General features: G+C 66.0%; 14 protein-coding genes and 3 tRNA genes. 6 read left to right on the top strand and 11 right to left on the bottom strand.

The window, feature by feature from the left end:
• Positions 1 to 21: 21 nt before the first annotated feature.
• Entirely contained in the window at positions 22 to 771 is a 750-nt protein-coding gene (rpsB, locus tag BDD16_RS17180) for a 30S ribosomal protein S2 (RefSeq protein ID WP_179635061.1), read from the bottom strand.
• A 213-nt stretch (positions 772 to 984) separates the two neighbouring features.
• Between rpsB and BDD16_RS17175 the strand changes: the two genes are divergently transcribed.
• The 3 genes from BDD16_RS17175 to BDD16_RS17165 are packed head-to-tail and all read left to right on the top strand — an operon-like array spanning position 985 to position 4,342.
• Entirely contained in the window at positions 985 to 2,340 is a 1,356-nt protein-coding gene (locus tag BDD16_RS17175) for an amidase (RefSeq protein WP_246332584.1), read from the top strand.
• Positions 2,337 to 2,792, top strand: a complete 456-nt coding sequence (locus BDD16_RS17170) for a PIN domain-containing protein (RefSeq protein ID WP_179635060.1) — start codon at positions 2,337 to 2,339, stop codon at positions 2,790 to 2,792. The genes BDD16_RS17175 and BDD16_RS17170 overlap by 4 nt, the downstream gene beginning before the upstream one ends.
• A complete protein-coding gene (locus BDD16_RS17165) occupies positions 2,789 to 4,342 on the top strand; it encodes an NAD(P)H-hydrate dehydratase (protein ID WP_179635059.1) in 1,554 nt (517 codons plus the stop codon). Before BDD16_RS17170 ends, BDD16_RS17165 begins: the two co-directional genes overlap by 4 nt.
• A 9-nt stretch (positions 4,343 to 4,351) precedes the next feature.
• On the opposite strand, the gene rnr is transcribed toward BDD16_RS17165, so the two are convergent.
• Complete coding sequence (rnr, locus tag BDD16_RS17160) at positions 4,352 to 6,724, bottom strand: ribonuclease R (RefSeq protein ID WP_179635058.1); 2,373 nt, start codon at positions 6,722 to 6,724, stop codon at positions 4,352 to 4,354.
• Between the two features lie 68 nt (positions 6,725 to 6,792).
• Between rnr and BDD16_RS17155 the strand changes: the two genes are divergently transcribed.
• The 3 genes from BDD16_RS17155 to BDD16_RS17145 all read left to right on the top strand — a co-directional run bounded on the left by BDD16_RS17155 (position 6,793) and on the right by BDD16_RS17145 (position 7,214).
• A tRNA-Leu gene (locus BDD16_RS17155) sits at positions 6,793 to 6,877 on the top strand.
• Between the two features lie 81 nt (positions 6,878 to 6,958).
• A tRNA-Leu gene (locus BDD16_RS17150) sits at positions 6,959 to 7,043 on the top strand.
• An 86-nt stretch (positions 7,044 to 7,129) separates the two neighbouring features.
• Positions 7,130 to 7,214, top strand: a tRNA-Leu gene (locus tag BDD16_RS17145).
• Between the two features lie 114 nt (positions 7,215 to 7,328).
• On the opposite strand, the gene BDD16_RS17140 is transcribed toward BDD16_RS17145, so the two are convergent.
• From BDD16_RS17140 to der, 9 genes are all read right to left on the bottom strand, one after another.
• Positions 7,329 to 7,850, bottom strand: coding sequence for a phosphoribosyltransferase (locus tag BDD16_RS17140; protein WP_179636212.1), 522 nt, complete (start codon positions 7,848 to 7,850; stop codon positions 7,329 to 7,331).
• Positions 7,851 to 7,880: 30 nt separating this feature from the next.
• Positions 7,881 to 9,230, bottom strand: coding sequence for an adenylosuccinate synthase (locus tag BDD16_RS17135; protein ID WP_179635057.1), 1,350 nt, complete (start codon positions 9,228 to 9,230; stop codon positions 7,881 to 7,883).
• Between the two features lie 47 nt (positions 9,231 to 9,277).
• Entirely contained in the window at positions 9,278 to 10,441 is a 1,164-nt protein-coding gene (locus BDD16_RS17130) for an ATP phosphoribosyltransferase regulatory subunit (protein ID WP_179635056.1), read from the bottom strand.
• Between the two features lie 146 nt (positions 10,442 to 10,587).
• Entirely contained in the window at positions 10,588 to 10,776 is a 189-nt protein-coding gene (locus BDD16_RS17125; RefSeq protein ID WP_310732777.1) for a DUF2065 domain-containing protein, read from the bottom strand.
• Entirely contained in the window at positions 10,777 to 11,655 is an 879-nt protein-coding gene (hflC, locus tag BDD16_RS17120) for a protease modulator HflC (RefSeq protein WP_179635055.1), read from the bottom strand.
• Positions 11,656 to 11,670: 15 nt separating this feature from the next.
• Positions 11,671 to 13,017, bottom strand: a complete 1,347-nt coding sequence (gene hflK, locus BDD16_RS17115) for an FtsH protease activity modulator HflK (RefSeq protein ID WP_246332583.1) — start codon at positions 13,015 to 13,017, stop codon at positions 11,671 to 11,673.
• A 20-nt stretch (positions 13,018 to 13,037) separates the two neighbouring features.
• Entirely contained in the window at positions 13,038 to 14,288 is a 1,251-nt protein-coding gene (gene hflX / locus BDD16_RS17110) for a GTPase HflX (RefSeq protein WP_179635054.1), read from the bottom strand.
• A 41-nt stretch (positions 14,289 to 14,329) separates the two neighbouring features.
• On the bottom strand, positions 14,330 to 14,572 hold the full coding sequence (hfq, locus tag BDD16_RS17105; RefSeq protein ID WP_179635053.1) for an RNA chaperone Hfq: 243 nt from the start codon (positions 14,570 to 14,572) through the stop codon (positions 14,330 to 14,332).
• A 75-nt stretch (positions 14,573 to 14,647) separates the two neighbouring features.
• Positions 14,648 to 15,988: a ribosome biogenesis GTPase Der gene (gene der, locus BDD16_RS17100; RefSeq protein WP_179635052.1), complete on the bottom strand. Its 1,341-nt coding sequence runs from the start codon at positions 15,986 to 15,988 to the stop codon at positions 14,648 to 14,650.
• Position 15,989: the final 1 nt, after the last annotated feature.

Here is a 15,989-nt window from a genome sequence, read left to right as displayed (position 1 = left end):
GCACATCGAACCGGAAGGGGCTCAGGCGGCGCCGTTCTCTTCGACGTATTCGTCCGAGCTCGGCGCAGCGACGGCTTCGACCACTTCGTTCAGCGACTGGGCCTTGCCTTCGAGGACGGCGTCGGCCATCACGCGGGCGTACAGCGCCACGGCCTTGGCCGAGTCGTCGTTGCCGGGGATGACGTAGTCGATGCCGACCGGGTTGTGGTTGGTATCGACCACACCGATGATGGGGATGCCGAGCTTCTGGGCTTCAGCGATCGCGATCTTGTGGAAACCGACGTCGATGACGAACATCGCGTCCGGCAGCACGGCCATGTCCTGGATGCCGCCGATGTCCTTTTCCAGCTTGGCCAGCTCGCGCTGGAACAGCAGGCCTTCCTTCTTGCTCATCGACTCGAGGCCGGCTTCCACCTGGGCCTGCATGTCCTTGAGCTTCTTGAGCGAACCCTTGACCGTCTTGAAGTTGGTCAGCATGCCGCCGAGCCAGCGCTGGTCGACGTAGGGCATGCCGGCGCGCTGCGCTTCTTCGGCCACGATGTCACGGGCCTGGCGCTTGGTGCCGACGAACAGCACGGTGCCACGCTTGGCAGCCAGCGAACGGGCAAACTTGGTGGCTTCCTGGAACAGCGGGACCGTCTTTTCCAGGTTGATGATGTGGATCTTGTTGCGGTGACCGAAGATGTACGGGGCCATCTTGGGGTTCCAGAAACGGGTCTGGTGACCGAAGTGGACGCCGGCTTCCAGCATTTCACGCATCGTGAAGGACATGACTAACTCCAGAAATTCCAAAGGTTGGATCTAGAATCCGACTCGAATTGCACGCAGTGCACAGTCAACACCGCACTCGGCGCAACACCTTCAGCCAGTCGGATTCGGGATTGATTTTTCCGTCCCGTGCACCGGGTCTGTCGAGCACACCATGCGCCGGACAGCTCGCCGCTGTGGAAACGGCATCGGAAAAACCCCGAGATTGTAGCAGCCTTGAATCCCATCGATCCAGTTCGGCCACGCGCCGCCCCCATCTCCCCGGCCCATGCGGCCCGCGAAACCTTCGACATCTCGCTGGACATCGCCCTCGGCGAAGCAGCATCGGCCTTCGTGCACGTCGACTGCGACGGCGCACGCGCCGCAGCCGATGCGTCCGACCAGCGCCGCCAGCGTGGCGCAGCGACCGGTCCGCTGGACGGTCGGGCCGTCAGCATCAAGGACCTGTTCGACGTGGCCGGGCAGACCACCACGGCAGGCTCCATCGTGCTGGCGGACCGCCCCGCCGCGACCACGGACGCCCTCGCCGTGGCACGCCTGCGCGCTGCTGGCGCCGCCCTGATCGGCCGCACGCAGATGACGGAGTTCGCCTTCTCGGGCATCGGCATCAATCCCCACCAGGGCACGCCCGTCAATCCGGTGACCGCCGCACTGGGCCTGGCGCCCCGCATTCCAGGCGGATCCACCTCGGGCGGCGCCGTGTCGGTGGCCACTGGCGCCGCGTGGGCCGCGCTGGGCACCGACACCGGTGGCTCCATCCGCATTCCGGCTGCCCTGCAGGGGCTGGTCGGCTTCAAGAACACCCAGTCCCGCACGCCCAACGACGGAGGCATCCCGCTGTCGCCCAGCCTGGACACCACCTGCGCCATCACCCGCAGCGTGGGCGATGCCATCCTGGTGCACGAGGTCCTCTCCGCTCGACGCTGCACGCCCGTCCGCCGTTCACTGGCAGACTGGCAGTTCGGCGTGGTCGAGCCGCTGCTGGATGGCATGGACCCGGAGGTTCAGCGCGCCTTCGAGCGCAGCCTGGCCGACCTGGGCCGCGCCGGCGCACGGATCACCCGACTCGCCCTGCCCGCGCTGGACGACCTGCCCGCCCTGCTGCAGGACGGCGGACTGCCCGCTGCAGAGAGCTGGGCCTGGCACCGCGAACTGCTAGCCCGTGATGGCGATCGCTACGATCCGCGGGTCGCGGCACGCATCCGGCGCGGCGCAGCCATCACGCCAGCAGCCATCGCGGAACTGCATCGACTGCGCGCGCGCTGGATCGAGCGCATGGCCGTGGACCTCGGTGCCGTCGATTGCGTGCTGAGCCCGACCGTGCCGGTGATCGCCCCCCTGCTGGCACCGCTCATCGCCGACGACGAGGCCTTCTTCCGGGTCAACGCCCTGCTGCTGCGCAATCCGTCGATCGTCAACCAGCTGGACGGCTGCGCCATCAGCCTGCCCTGCCACCTGCACGGCAACGCACCGGTCGGCCTGATGCTCTGGACCACCGGCGGACGCGACGAAGCACTGCTCGGCGCGGCGCTGGAAGTCGAAGCCACCCTGCAACCCGGACGCACCCGATGACCCCGGACATCATTCTCGACACCAACGTGGTGCTCGACTGGCTGGTGTTCGAACACGCCAGCGGCCTCGCCATCGGCGAGGCCGTCACCGAAGGCCGGGTCCGCTGGATCGTCAGCCCGGCGATGCAGGAGGAACTGGTCGATGTGCTGGGGCGCCTGCTGTACCTGCCGACGCTGCTGCGCTGGTCCGCCCGCCATGCCCCGGCCATGGCCGCCGTGCAGGCGTGGTCGCAGCCCGTGTCGCCACCCGGTCCGCTGCCGCACGGGGAACGCCTGCGCTGCACGGATCCGGACGACCAGTGTTTCATCGACCTGGCCGTGGCCCGGCGCACGCCGTGGCTCGTCACGCGCGACCACGCGCTGCGCCGGCTGGCACGGCGGGCGCAGCCACTGGGGGTCGCCGTGCTCACGCCCGAAGCGTGGGCCGAATCACAGCCAGTACCCAGCGCATGAACCGCCCGCCTCCCGTCCAGCTCTCGACACTGCTCCGGACAGCCGCCGGCCCCTGGCCCACCCACGACAGCGCCGCGTCCCGCGCGATCGATGCCCTGTCCGCCCAGGACTTGCCGCCCCACACGCTGATGCAGCGCGCCGGCCGGGCCGTCGCGCAACTGGCCATGGCGCTCGTGCCCGACGCCCGCCGCATCGATGTGCTGGCAGGCCATGGCAACAACGGCGGCGACGGTTACGAAGCCGCCCTGCATCTGCACCGGGCCGGTCGGAACGTCGTCGTGCACACCTTCGGCCGGGACACCGACTGGCCACCGGATGCCGCCGCGTCACGCCAGCAGGCGCAGGCAGCGGGTGTGCGCATCGTGGCCGGACTGGACGCTGCCGAGTGGTCCCGCTCCGAGCTGGTCATCGACGCCCTGCTGGGCCGCGGCCTGACGCGACCCGCCAGCGGCGAACTGGCCGAAGCGATCCGCCTGCTGCGCGGACACGCCGCACCCGTGCTGGCCGTGGACCTGCCTTCCGGATTGCCCGGCGACACGGGTGCGCTGGAGGTGGGCGCGCCCTGTGTCCAGGCCCGCTGGACGCTCGCCCTTCTGACCCTGGCACCCGGCCTGTTCACCGCCCGCGGGCGCGACCACGCCGGCGAGATCTGGTGGGACGATCTGGGCGCCACGCTGACGCATGCCGGCACGCCCCTACCGGCCGCCTGGCTACACAGCCCGGTCTGGGCCGAGTCCGTCTGGCCGGCACGCCTCCACGCCCAGCACAAGGGCAGCTTTGGCGATGTCTGGGCGCTGGGCGGCGGACGGTCGATGACCGGTGCCGCCCTGCTGGCCGCCCGCACGGCGCTGTGTGTCGGCGCTGGCCGCGTCTACGTCCACCTGCTCGACCCCGACGCGCATCGGCTCGACCCGCTGCACCCGGAGCTGATGCTGGCCGATGCACCGACCGCCGCGCGCCTGCAGAACGCCACTGTGGTGGCCGGCTGCGGTGGCGGGCAGGCGATCCGCGAACACCTGCCCGACACGCTGCACCATGCAGCCAGACTGGTGCTGGACGCCGACGCACTGAACGCGCTGGCCGAAGATCCCCGCCTTGGTGAAGCCTTGCGCGATCGACGCGACAACGGCTTGCCAACCGTGCTGACGCCGCACCCGCTGGAAGCGGCGCGCCTGCTGGGATGCAGCGCGGCCGAGGTCCAGTCCGATCGCCTGGTCGCGATCCGGACGCTGGCGGCACGCACAGGCGCCGTCGTGGTGCTCAAGGGCTCCGGCAGCCTGGTCGCGTCACCGGACGACATCCCGTGGATCAACACCAGCGGGAATGCTGCGCTTGCCACGCCCGGCAGCGGCGACGTGCTGGCCGGCTGGATCGCCGGACTGTGGAGCCAACTGGCCGGCGCACGCGCCAGCAAGAGCGCATCGCAGGTGTGGCCGGAGGCGGGACTGGCCGCCTGCCACGCCGTGTACCAGCATGGCCTGCGCGCCGAACAGCTCAGCCCGGCTGGCGACGTGCTAGTCGCCAGCCAGCTGATTCCGTCCAGGCCCTGACCGACCGCCTCAACGCTTGCTGCGGCGCCGGCGGCCCTCGACGGCTGGCGTCGTGGCGGCCGCTTCCATCGGCGGATCGACCGGCAGCGATGCCGGACGGGCCGCCGGCTTGCCGGACGATTTCCCCGCCGCCTTCCCGGCGGCTTTTCCTGCGACCTTGCCGGCGCTCTTGCCTGCGGTCTTGCCGGCATGCGGGCCGGACTTGCGTGCAGCCGTCTTGCGCGACGAGCGGCGCACGGCACGGTCCGCTTCCTGGATCGAGGCCAGCTCGTCCTGCGCCGTGGCGTGCCGCTCGCGGGCCGGCTTCGGCACCGCCGCGGGCGTCAGCGGATCGCGCACCATCCGGAAATCGATGCGGCGTCCGTCGAGATCGACCCGGCTGACCTGCACCCGGATGCGCCCACCCACGGCATAGCGCACCCCGGTGCGCTCGCCGCGCAGTTCGTGGCGCACGTCGTCGTAGCGGAAATACTCGCCACCCAGTTCGGTGATGTGGACCAGACCCTCGACGTACAACTCGTCGAGCTGCACGAACAGACCGAAGCTGGTGACCGAGCTGATCGTGCCGCCGTACTCCTCGCCCAGCCGGTCGCGCATGAACTTGCACTTCAGCCAGGCCTCGACGTCCCGCGAGGCCTCGTCCGCTCGGCGCTCGTTCGCACTGCAATGGGCACCGGCAACCTCCCAGACCTCGAGGTCACGGGGTGCGATGCCCTCCATGCGGGGCGCAGGCCCCTCGACCTTGGCCGGCTGCCGACGACGTGCCGGCACTGCCGCACCAGGGACGGCCGCCCGCACCACCAGGCCGTACTTCTTGCCGGCCAGCAGCCCCTTGATGACCCGGTGCACCAGCAGGTCCGGGTAACGGCGGATCGGGCTGGTGAAGTGGGTGTACGCGCTGTAGGACAGGCCGAAGTGGCCATTGTTGAAGGGCGTGTAGATCGCCTGCTGCATGGAGCGCAGCAGCATGGAGTGGATCTGCGTGGCGTCCGGGCGGTCCCGGGTCAGCTGCGCGAGTGCCTGCAACTCGCCGGGCGTCGGCTCGTCGCTGACCGTGAGGTTCAGGCCGAGGCTGCGCAGGTAGTTCTGCAGAGCCAGGCGCTTCTCCGGGGTCGGACCTTCATGCACCCGGTACAGCGACGGGTGCTTGCCCGCCTGGATGAAGTCGGCGGCACAGACATTGGCTGCGAGCATCGCCTCCTCGATCAGGCGGTGCGCTTCAGTGCGCACCCGCGGGATGATCTTGTCGATGCGCCCGTTCTCGTCGCAGACGATCTGCGTTTCGGTGGTCTCGAAATCGATCGCACCGCGTGTCGTGCGCTGTTTCAGCAGCAGGCGGTAGACCTCGTGCAGATGCAGCAGATGCGGCACCAGATGGACCTGGCGCTGGGCCTCGGCTCCACGGGTGTTCGACAGCACGGCCGCCACCTCGGTATAGGTCAGCCGGGCATGCGAGCAGATCACCGCCGGGTAGAACTGGTAGGCAGACACCTCGCCTTCGGCGTCCACGAGCATGTCGCAGACCATCGAGAGCCGGTTCTGGTCCGGATTGAGGGAGCACAGGCCGTTGGACAGCTTTTCCGGCAGCATCGGAATGACACGCCGCGGGAAGTAGACCGAGGTCGCGCGCTCGTAGGCGTCGTCATCCAGCGGGTCGCCCGGCTTGACGTAGTGGCTCACGTCGGCGATCGCCACCAGCAGGCGCCAGCCCTTCTTGCGCCCGACCTTGGCCGGCTCGCAGTAGACCGCGTCGTCGAAGTCGCGCGCATCCTCGCCGTCGATCGTCACCAGCGGCACGTCCGTCAGGTCGACGCGGTGCTTCATGTCGGCGGCGCGGACCTTGTCGGGCAGCTTGCCGGTCTGCGCCAGTGTCGCAGGAGAGAACTGGTGCGGTACTTCGTACTTGCGCACCGCAATCTCGATCTCCATGCCGGGGTCGTCGATGTCCCCCAGCACCTCGGTGATCCGTCCGACCGGCTGCGAGTGCAGTGAAGGCGGCTCGGTCAGTTCGACCGCAACCACCTGCCCGGCTTCTGCATTGGCGGTCGCGTTCTTCGGAATCAGGATGTCCTGTCCGTAGCGCTTGTCCTCGGGTGCCACGACCCAGACACCGTTCTCGAGCAGCAGCCGACCGATGATCGGCGCCTTGCGGCGCTCCAGAATGTCCAGTACGCGGCCTTCCGGGCGCCCCTTGCGGTCCTGGCGCATCACACGCACGCGCACCCGGTCATGGTGGAGAACTGCCCGCATTTCCTGCGGTGCCAGATAGATGTCTGCCTCACCGCTGTCGAGCACGACGAAGCCATGTCCGTCACGGTGACCCTGCACCGTGCCGACGACTTCATTCAATGAATTACCGTTGTTCAACGAGACTCCTTGCATCCTGCTTTTAAGTCATGCTACACTAGCATTCTGCGCTGGTTGGGACAAAATTTCTTCCAGCAAAGAATGCCCAGATGGCGGAATTGGTAGACGCACTAGTTTCAGGTACTAGCGGGTAACTCCGTGGAGGTTCGAGTCCTCTTCTGGGCACCAATGAGATTCAGCATACTCTGAATCTTGCCACTTGCACAGACTGATGAAATCCAAGTCTGTGTTCGTATTCAGGATTTCAATGCCCAGATGGCGGAATTGGTAGACGCACTAGTTTCAGGTACTAGCGGGTAACTCCGTGGAGGTTCGAGTCCTCTTCTGGGCACCAATGAGATTCAGCATGTCTTGAATCTTGCCGTTTGACTTGCACAGACTGATGAAATCCAGGTCTGTGTTCGTATTCAGGATTTCAATGCCCAGGTGGCGGAATTGGTAGACGCACTAGTTTCAGGTACTAGCGGGTAACTCCGTGGAGGTTCGAGTCCTCTCCTGGGCACCAACATGAAAAGCCAGCTTTCGAGCTGGCTTTTTTATGTCCATTCACAAGCCACAAACAAACAAGCAAAAAACCCGCTGGCCCAGCAAGGCAGCGGGTTTTTTGCAGGCCAGTCGTTCAGACTGACAGCTTGCGGGTCAGCGCATCCGGGCGCATCGCGTCATATTCTTCGAACGGCTGGTGAATCCACGGACTCGTGGGCAGCGCCTCGACAAAATAGTCGGGGGTATAACAGGACACGCCCTTCACCCACAGCACGGCCGAACGCAATTCGCGGATCGAAGGCATGCCGCGCAGTCGCTCCACCACCGCCTGCAGCGTAACCCCGGAATCGGCGAGGTCATCCACCAGCAGCACCCGGCCGGCCAGCTCGCCCTTGGGCATGGTGATGTACTTCGCCATGTCCAGTCGACCCTGGATCGTGCCGCTCTCGGCGCGGTAGGAACTGGTCGCCATGATGGCCAGCGGCTTGTCGAATACCCGCGACATCACATCGCCAGGGCGCAGGCCGCCGCGCGCCAGACAGAGAATCTGGTCGAACTCCCAGCCGGACTGGTGCACCTTGATCGCAAGTTTCTCGATCAGCAGGTGGTATTCGTCCCAGGAGACATAGAGGTGTTTGCCGTCATCGGTGAGCATGCTGAATCCTTGCTTGAACGGGGCGGACATTCAGTCCTTGTAGGGATGGCGCAGCAGGATGGTGTGGTCGCGGTCAGGCCCAGTCGACACCATGGCGATCGGCGTCGCGATGAATTCCTGTACACGCTCCAGATAGCGCTGCGCATTCAGCGGCAGACCTTCCCACGTCGTCACGCCGAAGGTCGTTTCCGTCCAGCCCGGGAACACTTCGTAGATCGGCTTGCAGTTGACGATCTCGTCGGCATCGAGCGGCAGGATGTCCACACGCTCCCCGTGCAGTTCATAGCCGACACACATGCGGATCTCGGTCAGTCCGTCCAGCACGTCCAGCTTGGTCAGGCACAGGCCGGTGATGCCGTTGATCAGCATCGCGCGCTTGAGCGCCGCGCCATCCAGCCAGCCGCAGCGACGCGCCCGCCCGGTGACGGTGCCACGCTCCTGGCCGACCGTGGACAGGTGATGACCCACGGTGCCCGGCTCGTCCATCGGCAGCTCGGTCGGGAACGGACCGGAGCCGACCCGCGTGGTGTAGGCCTTGGTGATGCCGAGCATGTAATGCAGCAGTTGCGGGCCGACGCCCGAGCCGGCCGCCGCGTTGCCCGCCACGCAGTTGCTCGACGTGACGAACGGATAGGTGCCGTGGTCGATGTCGAGCAGCGTACCCTGCGCGCCCTCGAACAGGATGCTGCCGCCCGCACGGTTGGCTGCATCGATGCGCACACCGACGTCCGCCATCATCGGCTTGAGCTGCTCGGCCATCTGCATGGCGTGCTCGAAGATGGGCTGGAATTCCAGCGCAGCGCTGTTCAGATAGCCTTCGAGCGCGAAGTTGTGCAGGGCCAGCAGTTCGCGCAGCTTCCTGGCGAAGCGCTCGGGGTGCTTCAGATCCTGGACGCGCAGCGCACGGCGAGCGACCTTGTCCTCGTACGCGGGGCCGATGCCCTTCCCGGTCGTGCCGATCTTGCCGGCGCCACTGGTCTCGCGCAGCGCTTCGCGTGCCTTGTCCACTTCGACATGGAAGGGCAGGATCAGCGGGCAGGACTCGCTGATGAACAGGCGCGAGCGCACATCCAGGCCGGCCGCTTCCAGGCGGCCGATCTCCAGCAGCAGGTGGGCCGGATCGACCACGACACCGTTGCCGATGTAGCAGGCCACGCCAGCGCGCATGATGCCCGAGGGGATCAGTTGCAGGGCAGTCTTCACGCCATTGATCACCAGCGTGTGACCAGCATTGTGGCCACCCTGGAAGCGCACCACACCAGCGGCGTGGTCGGTCAGCCAGTCGACGACCTTGCCCTTGCCCTCATCACCCCATTGCGTTCCGACAACGACGACATTGCGTCCACGAACTTCTGCAGACGCAGCACTGCGTGTATCCATCTCAAGTATCCGATCGAAAGGAAAGGTCCGGTCAGCGGCGGTGGCGCTCAGCGCGCACAGATCACCCACTGCCCGTTGACGGCGACCAGTTCCCGGTCGCACTCGAACTCGTCTGCCTCGTGCTCATGCCCGGGCAACACACAAACCACCGCCTCGCCCATTTCGCGCAGGCGGCGCACGGCAGCACGGAGCGCCGTGTCTTCGCTCCAGGGCGCACGGATGGCGGCACGGCGTCCGTCGAAACGGACATGCTCCACGACCGACTTCAGGTCAAGACTGAAGCCCACCGCCGCGCGCCGGCGTCCGAAGACGGCTCCGACATTGTCATAGCGCCCGCCACGCACCAGTGCATCGGTGCCGCCAGCGCTGTAGATCGCGAACCGGGTACCACTGTAATAGGCATAGCCAGACAGATCAGCCAGATCGAAACCCAGGCGCAACGACGGGTAATCCCTGCGCAGGTGCGTGGCGAGCCACTGCACATCGTCCAGCGCCGCGGTGATCAGCGTGTTGTTCGGCAACCGCGCCCGGGCGATCTCCAGCACCTCGTCGCCACCAAACAAGGCCGGCAGCAGACGCAGTGCCTCGCGGTTCATCGCAGGCAGATCGGCGGTCAGCGCCTCCAGTTCGGCCTGGTCCTTGGACGCCAGCGCGGCACGCAGCGCATCGCCCTGGACAGGCGACAGTGTCACGCCCACCAGCGCACCCTGAACGAAGCGCGCATCCGCCAGATCCATCACCAGCGACTCGACCCGTGCACGGCCCAGGCACTCGAGCGCGAGCTCGTGCACCTCCAGATCGGCTTCGAGCCCGGCATGTCCGTAGATCTCGGCCCCGAACTGCAGGGGCTCGCGCGTGCTGTCCGGGCCTGCCGGCAGCGTGTGCAGCACAGGGCCGCAGTAGCACAGGCGGGTCAGTCCGGCACGGTTCAGCAGATGGGCATCAATGCGCGCCACCTGGGGGGTGGTGTCGGCGCGCACACCCAGCGTGCGGCCGCTGAGCTGGTCGACCAGCTTGAAGGTCCGCAGGTCCAGCGCACGGCCGGTGCCGCTCAGCAGCGACTCCAGATGCTCCAGCAGCGGCGGCATGACCAGCTCATAGCCATAGCCACGGGCGGCATCCAGCAGGATGCGCCGCAACTCCTCGATTCGCCGAGCCTCGTGAGGCAACACATCGGCAATGTGCTCGGGCAACAGCCAAGCAGAAGACATAACGGTGCAGGAAATCAAAACGACGATTCTACCCGGGGGACACCGGCTTCACTGCCCGCCACGACGCAAGAAGCCGCTGCGGGCCTGCTCCAAGTCGGCATGATGACAACAGGCAGGATGGCCGGCAGGAACCGACCACAGGGCGCTCAACTGAAGAGCAGCAGCAACAGAAGTCCGGTCAGGACACTGATCAGACCGATGAACCGGATCTGTCCGTCCCCGAGCGCCAGAACCTGCTCGAAGACGCTGCGCCACCGCCGAGGACCGAACAGCGGCATCAGCCCCTCGATCACCAGCACCAGCGCCAGGGCCGACAGCAGCGTGTCCAGCGTCACTTACTTGCCACCCACACCGCCGTTGCGCATCACACGGAAGAACTCGCTCGACGGGTCGAGCACAAGCACGTCGCTCTTGCTGCGGAAACTCGAACGGTAGGCTTCCAGGCTGCGGTAGAAACTGGCGAACTGGGGATCACGGCCAAACGCCTCGGCATAGATGGCCGAAGCCTTGGCATCGCCCTCGCCCTTGACCTTCTGGGCTTCACGGTAAGCGTCTGCCAGGATCACCTCGCGCTGCCGATCCGCATCGGCGCGGATCTTTTCACCATCCGCCGAGCCTTCGGAACGCAGTTCATTGGCAACACGCTTGCGCTCCGACTCCATGCGGCGATAGACCGACTCCGTGATCGTGACAGCGAAATCGACCCGCTTGATGCGAACATCGACGATCTCGATGCCGAAGTTCTTGGCATCGTCGCTGAGGCGCTGCATCACACCCTGCATCACCTTGTCACGCTCCGTGGAGAGCATCGCCCGCACGGTGCGCTTGGTGACTTCCTCGTTCAGCGCCGCCTGAACGATGGGCGACAGGCGCGCCTCGGCATTGCGCAGATCGACGCCGGTATTGCGGATGAACTGGCGCGGCTCGGTGATGCGCCACTTGACCAGCCAGTCGATCACCAGGCTCTGCTTCTCGGCGGTGAACACCGGGCGCGTTTCCGGGCTGTCGAGCGTCTGCGTGCGGCGGTCGATGAAGATCACGTTCTGCAGGGGCGGCGGCAGCTTGAACTTCAGTCCCGGCTCGGCGATGACTTCCTTGATCTCGCCGAGCGAGTAGACGACGGCGAAGTTGCGCTGATCGACCACGAACAGCATCGACATGGAGACGAGCAACGCCATCAAGGCGCTGATCGCGATTAGTCCGATTCGATTCATTTGAAGTTCCCCTGCTCAGCGCACGTCACGGTCGCGACTGCGTTGTCCGTCGCGTGAACGCACGTCCACGCTGCTGCCCGAAGCACCGTCGTTGCCTGACAGCACCAGCGGCACGCCCGACGCCGCGGTGGCCGATGTGACCGCCGACTGCTGCATCAGCTTGTCCAGCGGCAGATAGAGCAGGTTGCTGCCGCTGCGCGAATCGACCATCACCTTGCTGACATTGGCGTAGAGCTGCGACATGGTGTCGATGTACATCCGGTCGCGGGTCACGCCCGGCGCCTTCTGGTACTCGGCGAGCACGCTGCGGAAGCGCTCGCCATCGCCTTCAGCCTGTGCCACCACGCGGGCGCGGTAGCCTTCGGCCTCTTCGGCCAGGCGTGCAGCCGTGCCGCGGGCCTTGGGAATGATGTCGTTGGCGTAGGCCTGGCCTTCGTTCTTGAGGCGTTCACGGTCGGCGCCGGCCTTGAATGCATCGTCGAAGGCAGCCTGCACCTGCTCGGGCGCCTGCACGCTCTGGACATTGACATTGACGACGAGGATGCCCGCCTTGAGGCGGTCGAGCTGGGCCTGGATCGATTTCACCAGATCCACGGCAATCGCATCGCGCTGCTCGTAGAGAACAGAATCCATCGTGCCGCGCCCGACGATCTCGCGCACTGCCGATTCGGCCGCCTGCAGGACCGCCTCTTCGACATTGCGGTTCTCGAACAGGAAGTCCTTGGCCTGTTTCAAGCGCCATTGCACGGTGAAGCGGATGTCGACGATGTTCTCGTCCTGCGTGAGCATGGACGAGTCGCGCAGACCCGTGGCCTGCACGACGGAGTTGCGCCCCACCTCGGTGGAACGCGTCTGCGTCACGCTGACGGTGTCATGCGACTGGAACGGCGAGGGCCAGCGGTACTGGATGCCGGCATCCACCGTGCGGCTGAACTTGCCGAACGTGAGGATCACGGCCTGCTGACCTTCCTGCACGATGAAGAAGCCGCTGCCCAGCCACAGCAGCGCCGCCACACCCACCAGCAGCCCCCCGCCAACGCCGAACAGACGGCCGTCGGACGAAGGGTCCGGGCGACCGGAGGGCGGCGAGCCCCCTCCGTCACGGCCAGCAGGCGTCTTGCCGCCAAACAGGCCACCGAGTTTCTGGTTGAAGTCGCGCCAGAGTTCGTCCAGATCCGGCGGACCGTCGTTGCGACCGGAATTGGCCATCACGTCTGCGCCAGCGGGCGCATTGCGCGCGCCACGCAACTGGCAGACCAGGGTTCGCGCGGCCCCGGCGACCAGATTCAGCGCAGAACCAGCCACAGCCCCCCACGGGGCCCGAACAGGCGTGTAAGCGTCCATCGGATTCGTCTTGTTCATGTCCGAAATTACAACATGCTTCACGCCGTGGGCGGCGTGGGCAGGGTTTCGACCCGTTCAGGCGTCGTGTCTTCGATCTCGATCACATCGGTATCGCTGCGATCAGGGTCGAAACGGGGATCGGTACGACCAGCAACCTCCATGCGGTCCTGGTTCAGAGCCGCTTCGGCAATGGCCTGCCGCAATGCAGGCAGTCCCTCGCCGGTGCGGGCACTGACAAACCAGCGTGGCACCACCAGCCCAGGCGCGAGCTCGTAGAGATCACCAGGCGCACGCGGGCGCTGCGCCGATTCCATGGCGTCGATCTTGTTGAAGACCAGCACCTGCGCCACGTCATCGGCACCGATCTCGTGCAGCACCCGCTGGACCTCCCGAATCTGGTCAAGCCAGACCGGGCTGGCCGCGTCGACCACGTGGAGCAGCAGATCCGCATCGGCGGCCTCCTGCAGCGTGGCCTGGAAGGCATCGACCAGCGTGTGTGGCAGGTCACGGATGAACCCCACGGTATCCGACAATGACACGCTGCGACGGGCGTCCTCGAGGTACATCTGGCGCGTGGTCGTGTCGAGGGTGGCGAAGAGCTGGTCGGCCGCATAGGTCTGCGCCTTGACCAGCGCATTGAACAGCGTGCTCTTGCCCGCGTTGGTATAGCCCACCAGCGAGACGCGGAAAGTACCTTGGCGCTCGCGCGCCTTGCGCTGCGTGCCGCGCTGACGCTTCACCTTGTCCAGCCGCTCTTTCACGGCCTTGATGCGCACGGCGATCATGCGCTTGTCCAGCTCGATCTGGGTTTCCCCAGGACCGCCGCGCAGACCGACGCCACCACGCTGGCGTTCCAGATGGGACCAGCGGCGCACGAGGCGGGTGGAGAGGTATTGCAGCCGCGCGAGTTCGACCTGAAGCTTGCCTTCATGGCTGCGCGCGCGGGCGCCAAAGATTTCGAGGATGAGTGCGATGCGGTCGAGCACTTCGACGCCGAGGTGGCGCTCGAGGTTGCGTTGCTGAGCAGGGCCCAGTGCCTGATCGAAGATCACGCACTGGGCGCCGTGCTCGGCCACGACGAGCTTGATTTCATCGGCCTTGCCCGAGCCCACGAACAGTGCGGCATCGGGAGCGCGACGGCGGGCGATGATCCGGGCGACCGGCTCATCGCCCGCAGACTGGGCCAGCAGGGCCAGTTCATCCAGCGTCGAATCGAAGGACGCGTTTGCGCCGAAATCGACCCCGACCAGAACAGCGCGTGGGAGAGGGGAAGAGTCCGTTGCAGTCAAGGTGCTTCGAGTTGACGCGTCTGGCTGGCCGCTGCGGGCGGTCAGCTGGCTTCCGGCGATTCTGCCGCGTGGAAGTTCACCGGTCGGCCCGGCACGACGGTCGAGATCGCGTGCTTGTAGACCATCTGGGTGACGGTGTTGCGAAGGAGTACCACATACTGATCAAAAGACTCGATGTGGCCCTGCAGCTTGATGCCGTTGACGAGGTAGATCGACACCGGAACATGCTCCTTGCGCAGCAGGTTGAGGAAGGGGTCTTGTAGCAGTTGCCCTTTGTTGCTCACGATATTCTCCGTGTTGGAAATGGAGTTCAAGAAGGCCCGCACGTTATCACACGCCCGGGACCACGATCCGACGGATCAGGAATCCTTTTCCGTGAAGGGATTGCGCGAGGCGCGCAACTCGATACGCAACGGAGTGCCCACGAGCTTGAAATGCTCGCGAAAACGGCTCTCCAGATAGCGTTTGTACACGTCGGTGATGTGTTCCACGGCATTGCCATGGATCACGATCAACGGCGGGTTCTGCCCACCTTGGTGGGCATAACGCAGTTTGGGGCGGGAAATTCCCGCCCGCTTGGGCTGTTGAAAATCCACCGCTTCCTGCAGCAGACGCGTCAGCACCGGCGTGGGCAGCTTGCGCTTGGCCGACGCCCAGGACTCGTCGATGGCACTCCACAGCGGCCCCAGGCCCTGGCGACGCTTGGCGGAGATGTGCAGGATCGGCGCGAACTTCAGGAAGGCCAGCCGCTGTTCGATCGAGCGCTGCAGCGTCTGGCGCTGGTACTCGTCGATGGCATCCCACTTGTTGATGGCGATGACCACCGCACGGCCTGCGTCCAGGATGTAGCCCGCGATGTGCGCATCCTGGTCCGACACGCCTTCAGTGGCGTCGATCAGCAGCAGCACGACGTTGGCGTCCCCGATGGCCTGCAGCGTCTTGACGACCGAGAACTTCTCGATCGACTCGAACACCTTGCCCTTGCGGCGCAGGCCGGCCGTGTCGATCAGCTTGTACTTGCGGCCATTGCGTTCGAACGGCACCTCGATCGCGTCGCGGGTGGTTCCCGGCAGATCGAAGGCCACCAGACGCTCTTCGCCGAGCCAGGTGTTGATGAGCGTCGACTTGCCGACATTGGGACGGCCACACACCGCCAGACGCGTCGGGCGCTCCTCTTCCGGCAAGCCGTCGTCTTCCTCGACCTCGGGCACCAGGCCTTCGAGCGCCAGCTCGATCAGGCTGCGGATGCCCTGGCCGTGGGCCGATGAAACAGCCAGCGGCTCGCCGATGCCGAGTTCGTGGAACTCGGCCAGCTGCGGGCCGTCCTTCATGCCTTCGGCCTTGTTTGCCGCCAGCAGCACACGCTTGCTGGTGGTGCGCAGGAAGCGGGCGATGTCGTGGTCCTGGGCGGACAGGCCCGCGCGCACGTCGACCACGAAGATCACCGCGTCCGCTTCGGCCACGGCCTGCCGCGTCTGCTTGGCCATCTCCTGGAAGATGCCGGAGGTGCAATCGGGTTCGAATCCGCCGGTATCGATCACGATGAATTCATGCCCGGCCAGGGCGCCGTCGCCATAGTGGCGGTCGCGGGTCAGGCCCGCGTAGTCGGCCACGATGGCATCGCGGCGTCCAGTGAGTCGGTTGAACAGCGTGGACTTGCCGACGTTGGGACGTCCGACGAGGGCAATCACGGGTTTCATG

Source organism: Sphaerotilus montanus (assembly GCF_013410775.1).
In the GTDB taxonomy this organism is placed as follows: Bacteria; Pseudomonadota; Gammaproteobacteria; order Burkholderiales; family Burkholderiaceae_C; genus Sphaerotilus; species Sphaerotilus montanus.
Note: the sequence above shows the minus strand (reverse complement) of the source record. Positions and strands in the feature narration are given on the sequence as shown.